Source organism: Enterobacter sp. 50588862, assembly GCF_001462935.1.
In the GTDB taxonomy this organism is placed as follows: domain Bacteria; phylum Pseudomonadota; class Gammaproteobacteria; order Enterobacterales; family Enterobacteriaceae; genus Enterobacter; species Enterobacter bugandensis.
In genome coordinates this window covers 1-12,206 of sequence record NZ_LNHM01000029.1, presented here as the reverse complement: position 1 = coordinate 12,206, position 12,206 = coordinate 1, and the positions used below count along the sequence as shown (strand labels likewise).

10 protein-coding genes are annotated in these 12,206 nt (G+C 54.1%); 3 read left to right on the top strand and 7 right to left on the bottom strand.

The window, feature by feature from the left end:
* Positions 1–8 precede the first annotated feature (8 nt).
* The 5 genes from phnE to APT89_RS16890 form a co-directional block, all read right to left on the bottom strand.
* Positions 9–788, bottom strand: coding sequence for a phosphonate ABC transporter, permease protein PhnE (phnE, locus tag APT89_RS16910; protein ID WP_028015213.1), 780 nt, complete (start codon positions 786–788; stop codon positions 9–11).
* A 117-nt stretch (positions 789–905) separates the two neighbouring features.
* Positions 906–1,922: a phosphonate ABC transporter substrate-binding protein gene (phnD, locus tag APT89_RS16905; protein ID WP_048957486.1), complete on the bottom strand. Its 1,017-nt coding sequence runs from the start codon at positions 1,920–1,922 to the stop codon at positions 906–908.
* Positions 1,923–1,945: 23 nt separating this feature from the next.
* Complete coding sequence (gene phnC, locus APT89_RS16900) at positions 1,946–2,734, bottom strand: phosphonate ABC transporter ATP-binding protein (protein WP_041911507.1); 789 nt, start codon at positions 2,732–2,734, stop codon at positions 1,946–1,948.
* Positions 2,735–2,871: 137 nt separating this feature from the next.
* Entirely contained in the window at positions 2,872–3,309 is a 438-nt protein-coding gene (gene yjdN / locus APT89_RS16895; protein WP_028015216.1) for a VOC family metalloprotein YjdN, read from the bottom strand.
* Positions 3,310–3,390: 81 nt separating this feature from the next.
* Entirely contained in the window at positions 3,391–3,726 is a 336-nt protein-coding gene (locus APT89_RS16890; protein ID WP_028015217.1) for a zinc ribbon domain-containing protein YjdM, read from the bottom strand.
* A gap of 593 nt (positions 3,727–4,319) precedes the next feature.
* On the opposite strand from APT89_RS16890, the gene crfC reads away from it, so the two are divergent.
* On the top strand, positions 4,320–6,674 hold the full coding sequence (gene crfC / locus APT89_RS16885) for a clamp-binding protein CrfC (protein ID WP_060573072.1): 2,355 nt from the start codon (positions 4,320–4,322) through the stop codon (positions 6,672–6,674).
* Complete coding sequence (locus APT89_RS16880) at positions 6,671–7,546, top strand: diguanylate cyclase regulator RdcB family protein (RefSeq protein WP_060573070.1); 876 nt, start codon at positions 6,671–6,673, stop codon at positions 7,544–7,546. Before crfC ends, APT89_RS16880 begins: the two co-directional genes overlap by 4 nt.
* A gap of 55 nt (positions 7,547–7,601) precedes the next feature.
* Here APT89_RS16880 and kdgT read toward each other — a convergent pair whose 3' ends face one another.
* Complete coding sequence (gene kdgT, locus APT89_RS16875) at positions 7,602–8,594, bottom strand: 2-keto-3-deoxygluconate transporter (RefSeq protein ID WP_028015220.1); 993 nt, start codon at positions 8,592–8,594, stop codon at positions 7,602–7,604.
* Positions 8,595–9,243: 649 nt separating this feature from the next.
* Between kdgT and proP the strand changes: the two genes are divergently transcribed.
* The gene (gene proP, locus APT89_RS16870; protein ID WP_041911505.1) at positions 9,244–10,746 is read left to right on the top strand and encodes a glycine betaine/L-proline transporter ProP; all 1,503 of its coding nucleotides are present in this window, start codon (positions 9,244–9,246) and stop codon (positions 10,744–10,746) included.
* A gap of 32 nt (positions 10,747–10,778) precedes the next feature.
* Here proP and APT89_RS16865 read toward each other — a convergent pair whose 3' ends face one another.
* A complete protein-coding gene (locus APT89_RS16865; RefSeq protein WP_060573068.1) occupies positions 10,779–11,732 on the bottom strand; it encodes a nickel/cobalt transporter in 954 nt (317 codons plus the stop codon).
* Positions 11,733–12,206: the final 474 nt, after the last annotated feature.

Below are 12,206 nucleotides of genomic sequence, written 5' to 3'. Positions count from 1 at the left end.
CTCGCTAATCAGATGAAGTGCTTACGCAAGCGTTGAGAGAGGAAATCCAGCAGGCTGACGGTGACGATGATGAGCACCATCAGAGCGCAGGTTTGCTGGAACTGGAAACCGCGAATCGCTTCCCACAGGGTGACGCCAATCCCGCCTGCGCCCACCATACCGACCACGGTGGCGGAGCGAACGTTGGACTCGAAGCGGTACAGGGAGTAGGAGATCAGCAGCGGCATCACCTGCGGCAGGACGCCGTAGAGGATCTCTTCGATTTTGTTGGCGCCGGTTGCGCGAATACCTTCCACCGGGCCGGGCTCGATGGCTTCGACCGCTTCCGAGAGCAGCTTGGAGAGCACGCCGGTGGTGTGGATGAACAGCGCCATCACGCCGGCGAACGGACCCAGGCCAACGGCGACCACGAACAGCATCGCAAAGACCATTTCGTTGATGGCGCGACAGGCGTCCATCAGGCGACGCATCGGCTGGTAAACCCACCACGGTACGATGTTTTCGGCGCTCATCAGGCCGAACGGAATGGAGAGAACGACGGCGAGGGCGGTGCCCCAGACGGCGATTTGCAGGGTGATGGCCATTTCGCTGAGGTAGTCCTGCCACTGGCTGAAATCCGGCGGGAAGAAGTCGGCGGCGAAGGTCGCCATGTTGCCGGAATCTTTGAAGAGCAGCAGCGGATCCATCTCCGCGCCCTTCCAGGAGATAACGAGTACCGCCAGCAGGATGGCCCAGCTTATGAGCGAGAACCAGCTGCGCTTCGGCGGCGGGAGGGTGATGGTTTGCATGTTTGACTCCGTGGGTTTAGTCCCCTCTCCCTTGAGGGAGAGGGTTAGGGTGAGGGGGAAATGTGCGCGCTGATGCCCTCACCCCGGCCCTCTCCCACAGGGAGAGGGAGAAAAGATCTACTGCACCGCTTTATTCACGCTCGTCATCGCACCCAGCGCGGCGGTCAGGCGGTCGAGGTCTTCCAGCTGGGCCTGGATTTCAGAGACTTTGCTGGTCTTCTCCTCTTCCTTCAGCCCTTTGTTGTCCTTCACGGCCTGCATCTGCTTAAACAGCGCCAGCTGGCGAATCGGGACCAGCTGCAGATCGCTGGACGCGCGGAACGGTGCCCAGCCCAGACGTTCCAGAACCGCTTTCTCTTCCGGCGTTTTGCCATAGGTCATAAAGAAGTCGTAGACCTTGTCCTTGGTGCTTTCGGAGAGGTTTTTGCGCCAGACGATCGGGTCGCCGGGGATCAGCGGGGATTTCCAGATGACCTTCAGCTCTTTCAGCTTGTCCGGCGCGGAGGTTTTCAGCTTGTCGAGGTTTTCGGTGTTATTGGTGGCAACGTCCACCTGCTTGTTCGCCACGGCCAGCGCGTTGGTTTCGTGGCTGGCGTTGACGGTGCGCTTAAAGTCGCTGGCGGAGATGTTGTTTTTCGCGAAGACGTAGTAGCCAGGGACGAGGAAGCCGGAAGTGGAGTTCGGATCGCCGTTACCAAAGGTCAGATCTTTGCGTTTGGCGATCATGTCGTTGAGGTTGTTGATCGGGCTGTCTTTGTTGACGATCAGCACGCTCCAGTATCCTGGAGAACCATCTGCCGCAACGGTCTGGGCAAAGACCTGACCGTTGGCGCGGTCCACCGCTTCCATGGCGGAAAGGTTGCCGTACCAGGCGATGTCCACTTTGTTAAAGCGCATCCCCTGGATGATGCCCGCGTAGTCCGGGGCGAAGAAGGCGTTCACTTTGATCCCCAGTTTGGTTTCCATATCTTTCAGGAACGGTTCCCACTGCGGCTTCAGGTTTTGCTGTGATTCCGTTGAAATGATGCCAAAGTTCAACGCTTTTTCCTGCTCTTCGGCGTACGCCGGGCTTAACAGGGTGCTGATGCTGAACATGCTGGTGAAGGCCAGCGCGGCAACGGCTTTGTAGTTCATTTCCATTCCTCGTTATCGGGACGTTAAGCAGCCTGCGCGCGTTCTTCGACGCGGTTTACGCTGCGGTAGAGATGGTCAAAACGTTCGTTATCAAACTGATGGCTGGCGCCATCGAAGAACACGTGGCCCTGACGCAGGGCGACGATGCGCTCGCAGTAGCGCAGGGCGTAATCCACCTGATGCAGCGTCACCACCACGGTGATGCCGTCGTTCTGGTTGATGTCGCGCAGGGTTTCCATCACGATGCGGGCCGACTCCGGATCCAACGAGGCGATGGGCTCATCGGCGAGAATGATTTTGGCTTTCTGCATCAGGGCGCGGGCGATAGCGACGCGCTGCTGCTGCCCGCCGGACAGCGTGGACACGCGCTGGTGGGCGAAGTGCGCCATGCCGACGCGGGTCAGCGCCTGTAAGGCTTCCTGCTTCTGTGATGGGGAGAACCAGCGCAGGCAGGTGCGCCAGAACGGGGTGCTGCCGAGCGCGCCAATCAGCACGTTCTCCAGCACCGTCAGGCGGTTCACCAGGTTGAACTGCTGAAAGATGTAGCCCGTCCGGGCGCGGCTTTTGCGAATATCGCTCGCCAGACGGCCCGCATGCTGCACGGTGTTACCCAGCAGCTCGACGCGGCTTTCCGGCGTTTTATCGCAGGTAATAAGGCCGCTTAAGTGACGCAGAAGGGTGGATTTTCCTGAACCGGACGGCCCCAGCAGCGCCACCATTTCGCCCTGCTGGACGGTCAGATCAACGGCATGCAGCGCCTTGTTGTGATTGAAGGTCTTGCTCAGTTTCTCGACGCGGATGACAGTGTGCATGTGCTGGGCCTCACGATAAATGTGGCCTCATGCTGGCGCATCAATATGACATTTGGGTTAAGTGCAGGTTGCGGGAGTTTGAAGAGTTGAGGGGAGTTTGATGACAGGCGGAGGCAGACCGCCCACCGCCCGAAAAATTAGTGCTGCTGCTTAACGACGTTAATCATCCACGGCACGCCGTACTTGTCGGTGACCTTACCGAAGCCGTGCGCCCAGAAGGTTTCCTGCCAGGCCATGTCGATATTCCCGCCATCGGCAAGGTTGTCGAACCAGCGCTTGCCTTCTGACACATCCTGCGTGTCGAGCACCAGCGTGAAGCCCGCGTACTGTGCGCTGCTGCCCGGCGGCAGCCCGTCGCTCATCATGATATCGCTGCCCGCAATGCGAACGTTGGAGTGAGCGATAGCCGAATCCGGAAACTGCATGCCGGACGGACAGCCTTCTTCGCTGTTATCGCTTTTTGGCATTTCGCCGAAGGTGATTTTATAGAGGAGTTCTGCGCCGACGGCCTGCTGATAGAAGGCGGTAGCCTCTGCACAGTTGCCGGCAAAAGAGATGTAGGGACTTAACGGCATAATCTTTACCTCACGTAAGAAAAGCCCGTTAAGTGTAGTTCCCGAAAGCCCGGTAAGCGAAGCGCTACCGGGCGGGTTAAATCAGTTCTTTTTCACGAACTCAGATTTCAGTTTCATCGGACCGAAGCCGTCAATTTTGCAATCGATATTATGATCGCCTTCCACCAGACGGATATTCTTCACTTTGGTGCCGATCTTCAGCATGGAAGAGCTGCCTTTCACCTTAAGATCTTTCACCACGGTGACGCTGTCGCCATCCGCCAGCAGATTACCGTTGGCATCTTTGACGACCAGCGCATCAGCGTCCTGCGCTGGCTCGGCATCATTCCATTCGTGTGCACATTCCGGGCAGATGAACATGCCATTATCTTCGTATGTGTATTCAGAATTGCATTTTGGGCAGTGTGGGAGTTGCATGTCGGTATCCTCAAAAGTGTTAACGCGCTGGAAAGTGCCAGCTAAATGACGGCAGAGTGCCGAAAAAGGCGGCAAGTATAACGCAAATCCACACTTTTGTCGGTGCTATTGTGAATTTAAAAAACGCAGAAAATGTGTTGCGAGTGACACTTACTGTCAGTCAGCTAAGCGATGCTAACGTCATTAACACGGTGGAAAGAGAAGTCGCTAAATATATCGAATATTTTATTGCGGCAAATTGCTACGCACCTTCATTTCGGATAAGGTGAAGCAACGCATTGTTATTTATCTTCGAACTTTACTGCCATGCATTTCTTATGTTGGCGGCCTATCCCTCTCTTTTTAGGTGGGTAAATAATGATGATATATCCTGAAGCTTCTTAAAATGGGCCAGGCTTTTTATCTTTTGGCTTTCAGGCCTTGAGGAGAGCTTTACACGCCATGCAGGGATAGCCATTTATTTCTGATTATCTTCAATTAGTTATATTTTGGTGAACATGTTTTCCACACGTGATCATATAAGCCTGAACATCATAATTAATACAAGTGGCTTAATAAAAGTAATAAATTTGCGTTAAGGAAAGGCTTTTATCATGCACACACAGACCATTTTTGAATTAAGTCAGGAAGCTGAGCGTTTGTTACAGCTTGCCCTGCAAAATCTCGATACCCTGAAATCAATGCCGACAGCGAAGCTGGAGAGCACGACGGCTGCTATTACAGGTGAAAAGAACAACGTGCTGCCATTGCATTTTAGTGCGCGAGGCGTCGAAGCGCAGCAGGCAACGCTGAATAATGAATTACGCAAAATAACACGTCTGGAAATGGTTCTGGCTATCGTTGGCACGATGAAAGCGGGGAAATCGACCACCATTAATGCCATTGTGGGTACCGAAGTGTTGCCGAACCGCAACCGCCCAATGACGGCGCTGCCTACGCTGATCCGTCATACGCCAGGCCAAAAAGAGCCGGTGCTCCACTTCTCACATGTCTCTCCTATTGATGATTTGATTCACCTGCTGCAGAAAAAGCTTGGCGATTACGATCGCGGCAAGCTGGCTCTGCAACTGGAAATTGATAAGGACATGAATACGCTGCTGGAGCGTATTGAGAAAGGCGAGGCCTTTGAAAAGCATCATCTCGGGGCGCAGCCAATATTTCATTGCCTGAAAAGTCTCAATGACCTGGTGAGGCTCTCCCAGGCGCTGGGCGTGGCGTTTCCGTTCTCCGAATACGCGGCCATCGAACATATTCCGGTGATTGAAGTGGAGTTCGTGCATCTTGCGGGTTTGGATGCGCACCTCGGGCAACTGACGCTGCTCGATACCCCCGGCCCCAATGAGGCCGGACAACCGCATCTGCAAAAAATGCTTAGCGAACAGCTAGCCCGCGCGTCGGCGGTGCTGGCGGTGATGGATTATACCCAGCTTAAATCTATTTCTGATGAAGAGGTCCGTCAGGCTATTTCGGCTGCGGGGAAATCAGTGCCTCTGTATGCGCTGGTGAATAAATTCGACCAGAAGGATCGCAATAGCGACGATGAAGAGCAGGTCAGGGCGATGATCTCCGGTACCTTAATGAAAGGCACTATTTCGCCTGGCCAGATCTACCCTGTTTCCTCTATGTGGGCGTATCTGGCAAACCGCGCCCGCAACGAGATGAATGCCCGTGGACGCCTGCCGGATCATCAGGAGCAGCCCTGGGTGCAGGATTTTGCCGAAGCCGCACTCGGACGCCGCTGGCGTTCGGCGGACCTGGACGATATAAACCATATCCGTCACGCAGCCGATTTGCTCTGGGAAGATTCGCTGTTTGAACAGCCGATACGCAAACTGATTTACGCCGCCTATGCCAATGCCTCGTTATTCGCGCTGCGCTCGGCCTCGCATAAGCTGCTCAACTACGCGCAAAATGCCCGGGAGTATCTCGACTTCCGCTATCAGGGGCTGACGGTGGCCTTTGAGGGGCTGGAACTGAACATCGCGCGTCTTGAAGAGGATATGGCGCTGCTGCAGACGCGCCAGAGCGCGGTGAGCGATGAGGTGAAACATGAAGTTGACCAGGCGCTGAACGCGACTGCGGACTTTATGGAGGCCGAAAAATCGGCGCTTCACCAGGCAGTGGGCCATGTTTTCAGCCGTCAAAATATTCTTGCTTTGGCAGGCATTGAGCGACTGAATCGCCGCAGTGACGAACTGCAAGAGCGGGAACCGCTGGTTCTGGATGATGAAGGTCAGGCGCAGATCGTCCTGAGTAAAATTCGCTCCTCCTGTGAACTCATCATGCTGGATGCGCAGGCAAAAATTGCCCGGGAGCTGGCGTTACGCTTCGATCAGCTGGAATCTACGCTGGCGCGCTCGCTGAATGACGCTATCCGCCCCATTGAAACGCGTATAAAAGAGCATCTGAGCCATGCTGGCTTCCGGGCGCGGATCAGCTTCCCGGCTTTTCAGGCAAACCAGCTTGACTTCAATACGCGGGCACTGTTTAACGATGCCATTGCACAGGATAACCGCCCGGCAGGTCAACTTTCCGCCGGGAGCAGTATGCGTGAAACCGTTTCGCGTTGGCTCAATAATCCGGGCTGGGGCTGGGATGAGTATGTGGTCACGCGCACGCACTATGTTATCGACATTGCGCAACTGCATGACAAATTTAAGCAACATATTGATCAGTTTTGTGAACAAATACGTAAAGCTTTGTCCGCGCAGGTCGATGTCTCTGTTACGGCCGGAATGGCGACGTTCTTTGCAGAATTTTCGTTATGCCTGACCGGGTTACAGGAAAGCTTGCGTGATAGCCTCGCAGTGCGTCAACAAAATGAGCATTCAACCCGAGCGCTCAGCCAGCTGTTGAAGCAAAGCATTACGACTGCGACGTGGATTCAGGAAGACACCCGACTGTTACGCGATGACATTCAAACTCTATTCGCAGCAGAGCAACCATGACAACACAGCTACTGGACGGTCCCGGGCGGACGCTGGAGTGTATTCATCCCAGGTTTATGGTCGATCTTGTGCAGGGCGTGGACGCGGCGCGCCATCCCCATCTGGGGCCGCAGCAGCTGCAGTTTCGTGAACGTTTGACTCAGGAGATCATGACGCATACCCGGCTACGGCCCTGGGCGATGGCGGGAATGCTTAACGAGAACGCGGCCCTGCGCCTGGGGCTGGCGGAAAAACTCGCCGGCATGTTGGATCCAGGCCATCTTGCGTTGACGCTGATGGCCGATAAACTGACTGCACTGTGCCAGCAGGCTCACCTGCGCGCTCAGCCATCTCCCGGCCTGCTTGAACAGTATGCGGAGCTCTCCTCTCATTTTACCCAACGTGCCGCCTATAAAGAAAAGGCGCTGACCCAGCGTGGACTGACGGTACAGGCGGGCGAGCACAGTGAACAAATTTTCACCCGCTGGCGAGCCGGTCACTATGATGGCTGGTCTTTGGCCGGGCGCTGCTTCATTGTTCTGGAAGAGCTGCGCTGGGGAGCATTTGGCGATGCCTGCCGTCTGGCGAACAACGATGTGTTGGCCATGCTCAAGGATAATTTACGCAGCATGGCCGCCAACTACCTCGCGCAGGGCATCAATGCGTCTCCCACAACGCGCCATTTCTATCATCAATGGCTGACCACACCTGCTTCGGCGGGTTTAATCGATCACAAAGACATGCTGGGCTGGCTGGGCGACTGGTGTCAGGCGGATATACACCCGGTGAGTTGGTCAGTGACGCAAAACTGGCAGACCGTCGCGCTGGGTATGCCGAGGCTGTGTTCGGCAAAACGGCTGATGGATGCAATGGTGGAAGAGATTTTTGGTTGAACCCCTCATCCTGACCCTCTCCCCCCAGGGGAGAGGGGATGGCTGGCGCGGTGTGTTAGTGATTCATTTCTATCGGTTTCGGTTCAGGCGGGATCTCTTGCACATTTCCGTAGCGTTTCGCGTATAGCGCCGTGATGATGGGCACCAGGATTGCGGTGACAATCACGCTGGCGGCAACCAGTGCCGTCGCGGACGCGGCCACCGGTTCGAAGGCCGGGTTAATCTGGGCGATAATCACCGGGTTTGCAACGGCAGCGCCTGCGGCTGAAGAGGCGGCGACGCCCGCCGTGCCGTTTCCTCCCCCGATTACGCGGTCAGCAATGATCAGCGGAATACCGGTGATGATGATAACCGCGACACCCAGCACAATCCCCAGCAGTCCCGTATCCAGAATCACGTTCAGGTTGATGGTGTTACCCAGCGCAAAGCCAAAGAATGGGATCAGCACCGGCGTGGCTTTGCTGAAGAAATCACGCAGATCGTGATCCAGATTGCCCAGCGCGAAGCCGATCAGGAATGGCAGGATCGCGCCGACAAAATGATGGGGCTCAAAAGAAGCCAGGCCAGCGGACCCCAGGATCAGCATCGTCATGAGCGGGCCGGACTCCAGAGACATCAAAACAAACGCGCCGGACTCCTCTTTCGTTCCGTACTGGTTCATCAGGCTGGCATACAGCCCGCCGTTGGTCATGTCCATCGCCGAGACAATCGCCAGGACGGATAACCCGGCGAAGAAACCGGTCTGAATTCCATTTTCAGGAATGAACATCGCGCATATCATTGCGACCACCCAGGCAACCGCTATTTTGGTTATCACCAGCGTTCCGGATTTGCGTAATACGGTACCGGTTGCCCGCAAATTAATGGATGCGCCGATACAAAAGAACCAGACCGCCAGGATGGGAACGGTACCCGTAATCATCCCCTTTGTGAAACCACCAAAATAAGCCCCGGTTTCAGGTGCTAATGTATTCAGAATAGCACCGAGTACCAGCGGCACCAGCATCATACCACCCGGTATGCGTTCTATCGTGGCTTTAATCTTCATCTCTAACCCTCACAATTTCGCCTCTCATGGTGAGCGGCAGGTGCGAATAAAAAAATCAATAAATTCAATTTGATGAAGGGTGCTCTTGATGATTGGTTTGTGATAACCCTGCACCGAAATTCAGTTAGCGCTCTCGTTTCCTCTCGTCAGAAAACATGCGTCGCTATGTTTCAGGAATTATCATGCGATCGATGGAATATTGATTCAATGAAAATAAAACGGTGTTTTAGTTATCTTCATCACATATTGAATGTAAACTTTACGGCGCGTAGTGAGAGCTGAAAATTTATGTAAATCTCTTGTAAAAAATATGGCTTTTTATTCTGTTGGGAAAAGAAAAAAGATGAGGGCGAAAATGGGGGCTCTGGAAGGTTGAGAAAGTACTTATTTGCGGAAGTTGACAAAAACTGTCTTCACCTGACGCAGTATAAATATATGTGTGAAGTTGATCACAAATATAAACGCTGGTAGGGTAAAAAGGTCATTAACTGCCCAGGCAGGCGTCAACAGGTTCGGTTGTATCGACGGAAAACGTCAATGTAAGTAAACCTGCTACGCTTGAAGATGGAGGTTCGCACGGAGCGGATCTCGGGTTCACAGAGTGCGAGTTGGCTGTGGAACGGACAGGGCTAAGTCTACGAGGAAAGCTATGCTAAGAAGGAAAAAGGTTAAACCCATTACGCTTCGCGACGTCACCATTATTGATGACGCTAAACTGCGTAAAGCGATCACCGCCGCCTCGCTCGGTAATGCGATGGAATGGTTCGATTTCGGTGTTTACGGCTTTGTTGCCTATGCATTAGGTAAAGTGTTCTTCCCCGGTGCTGACCCAAGCCTGCAGATGATTGCCGCGCTGGGTACATTCTCCGTTCCTTTCCTGATCCGCCCGCTGGGTGGTCTGTTCTTCGGTATGCTCGGTGACAAATACGGTCGCCAGAAAATACTCGCTATCACCATTGTCATTATGTCGATCAGTACGTTCTGTATCGGCCTAATACCGTCCTATGCCACGATCGGCATCTGGGCACCTATTCTGCTGTTGCTCTGTAAGATGGCGCAGGGCTTCTCCGTCGGGGGCGAGTATACCGGGGCGTCGATCTTCGTCGCGGAGTATTCCCCTGACCGTAAGCGCGGCTTCATGGGCAGCTGGCTGGACTTCGGTTCGATTGCCGGGTTTGTGATGGGTGCGGGCGTCGTGGTTCTGATTTCAACCGTGGTCGGTGAGGAGAACTTCCTCGACTGGGGCTGGCGTATCCCGTTCTTTATCGCGCTCCCGCTGGGTATTATCGGTCTTTACCTGCGACATGCGCTGGAAGAGACACCTGCGTTCCAGCAGCACGTTGAGAAACTGGAGCAGGGCGACCGCGAAGGGTTGCAGGACGGCCCGAAAGTGTCCTTTAAAGAGATTGCGACAAAGCACTGGCGCAGCCTGCTGACCTGTATTGGTCTGGTGATTTCCACCAACGTCACTTACTACATGCTGCTGACCTACATGCCGAGCTATCTGTCGCATAACCTGCACTACTCGGAAGATCACGGCGTACTGATTATTATCGCCATCATGGTGGGTATGCTGTTTGTACAGCCGATTATGGGTCTGCTGAGCGACCGCTTTGGCCGTCGACCGTTTATCATCTTGGGTAGCGTAGCGCTGTTCGCGCTGGCGATCCCGGCGTTTATTCTGATCAACAGTAACGTGCTGGGTCTGATTTTCGCGGGTCTGCTGATGCTGGCGGTGATCCTGAACTGCTTTATCGGGGTGATGGCATCCACATTACCTGCGATGTTCCCGACGCACATTCGTTATAGTGCGCTGGCGGCGGCGTTCAACATCTCCGTCCTGATTGCCGGCCTGACGCCTACGCTTGCCGCCTCTCTGGTGGAAAGCACGCAGAACCTGATGATGCCTGCCTACTACCTGATGGTTATTGCGGTAGTCGGCCTGGCGACCGGCCTGACCATGAAGGAGACGGCGAACCGTCCTCTGAAAGGGGCGACGCCTGCGGCATCTGATATTCAGGAAGCGAAAGAAATCCTGCGCGAGCATTACGATAACGTTGAGCAGAAAATTGAGGATATCGACGCAGAGATTGAAGAGCTGCAGAAGAAACGCTCCCGTCTTGTTGATCAACATCCACGCATTAACGAGTAATAAAAAACCCGCCGTTGGCGGGTTTTCTTTTATTAGCATCCGGCGGCGATGTAGTCGCCGTTGGCGCTAATGGGGATGACGGTCAGGAACAGGACGGTCGCGAACAGGATCAGGATGATACCTCCGACAATTTTAACTGCCGGCACCAGCCATCTGAACGCGCTATCTCCCCCGAACCATGCCACCGTGCGTTCACGGGCATAACGAACCGCCAGTGATAGCCCCATAATAGCGAGTGCCGTACCTAAAGACATGGTCATAACGGCCGCCATTCCCCAGGTGACAATGCCCAGCGCGTTCGAAAACATCAGAATCATGATCGCACCGCTGCACGGACGTGCACCAATCGCCAGAATGACGCCCAGACGCGTTTTCCAGTCACCTTGTGTCAGATCTGCGCCCACGCCGTGATGGCCACAGCCACAGTGTTCATCGTGCTGATGAAGGGGAGTGATGGCTGAGATCCTCATTCTTTGAGGCCGCAGGCTTTTCAGCGCCTGGTAAATGATGAAAGCACCAAATGCGCCAATCAGCACGGCGCTTATCTTCTCGACATACCAGCGGCTGGTGCTGATATCCCCTGACGCGAGGTTAAATCCTACTGCCAGAATAAAGACAAACAGAATGGCGCTGACGCCCTGCATCAGGCTGCCAAGAAAGGGAACGGTGCGTGCGGCCAGTTCGCTCTCCTTATTTGTGCTCAGGTAGGTTGTCACGATGAACTTCCCGTGCCCCGGCCCGATGGCGTGAAGGACGCCATAAAAGAAAGCGCCTGTTAAGAGCCATAATCCACCGCTGTACTGGTTGTTATTAAGCTGCAGTAGATACATCACCAGATAACGGTGCAGCGTAATCTGCGTGGCAAGGCACCACTGGATAAAGGCGTTCCAGTGCATATGCAGCGTAAAAGCGGCGAAGAGGATGGTCAGCAGCATCAATCCGGCCTTAGGGAGGCGCCAGTCGCGAGGCAGGCGTTGTGTATTCATCAGGGGGAGCTCTGCGGAGAAGAATATTTGCCGCTAGTATAGTTGATCTTCTCTTTCAGTTCGCAGGATCGCATCAGGATCTTGCTGTAATTGTGGATAAGTCTGTGTGTAAAAGGGTATAAGGCGGGGTTTTGCTGGGGAATACAGCAGTCAGTCATTTTTTTGCAACTTTTCTGTTGCGGGCTGCGGAGAACTCCCTATAATGCGCCTCCATCGACACGGCGGATGTGAATCACTTCACAGTTAACCCGGTCGGTTGAAGAGAAAAAATCCTGAAATAACGGGTTGACTCTGAAAGAGGAAAGCGTAATATACGCCACCTCGCAACGGTGAGCGAAAGCCGCGTTGCACTGCTCTTTAACAATTTATCAGACAATCTGTGTGGGCACTCAAAGTGACATGGATTCTTAATGTCTTCGGACAATAAATGAATACCAAGTCTCTGAGTGAACATACGTAATTCATTACGAAGTT

Excerpts from the sequence above, each read along its gene's own strand:
- phnE (WP_028015213.1), bottom strand. The coding sequence starts at position 788 with ATGCAAACCATCACCCTCCCGCCGCCGAAGCGCAGCTGGTTCTCGCTC.
- phnD (WP_048957486.1), bottom strand. The coding sequence starts at position 1,922 with ATGAACTACAAAGCCGTTGCCGCGCTGGCCTTCACCAGCATGTTCAGC.
- phnC (WP_041911507.1), bottom strand. The coding sequence starts at position 2,734 with ATGCACACTGTCATCCGCGTCGAGAAACTGAGCAAGACCTTCAATCAC.
- yjdN (WP_028015216.1), bottom strand. The coding sequence starts at position 3,309 with ATGCCGTTAAGTCCCTACATCTCTTTTGCCGGCAACTGTGCAGAGGCT.
- APT89_RS16890 (WP_028015217.1), bottom strand. The coding sequence starts at position 3,726 with ATGCAACTCCCACACTGCCCAAAATGCAATTCTGAATACACATACGAA.
- crfC (WP_060573072.1), top strand. The coding sequence starts at position 4,320 with ATGCACACACAGACCATTTTTGAATTAAGTCAGGAAGCTGAGCGTTTG.
- APT89_RS16880 (WP_060573070.1), top strand. The coding sequence starts at position 6,671 with ATGACAACACAGCTACTGGACGGTCCCGGGCGGACGCTGGAGTGTATT.
- kdgT (WP_028015220.1), bottom strand. The coding sequence starts at position 8,594 with ATGAAGATTAAAGCCACGATAGAACGCATACCGGGTGGTATGATGCTG.
- proP (WP_041911505.1), top strand. The coding sequence starts at position 9,244 with ATGCTAAGAAGGAAAAAGGTTAAACCCATTACGCTTCGCGACGTCACC.
- APT89_RS16865 (WP_060573068.1), bottom strand. The coding sequence starts at position 11,732 with ATGAATACACAACGCCTGCCTCGCGACTGGCGCCTCCCTAAGGCCGGA.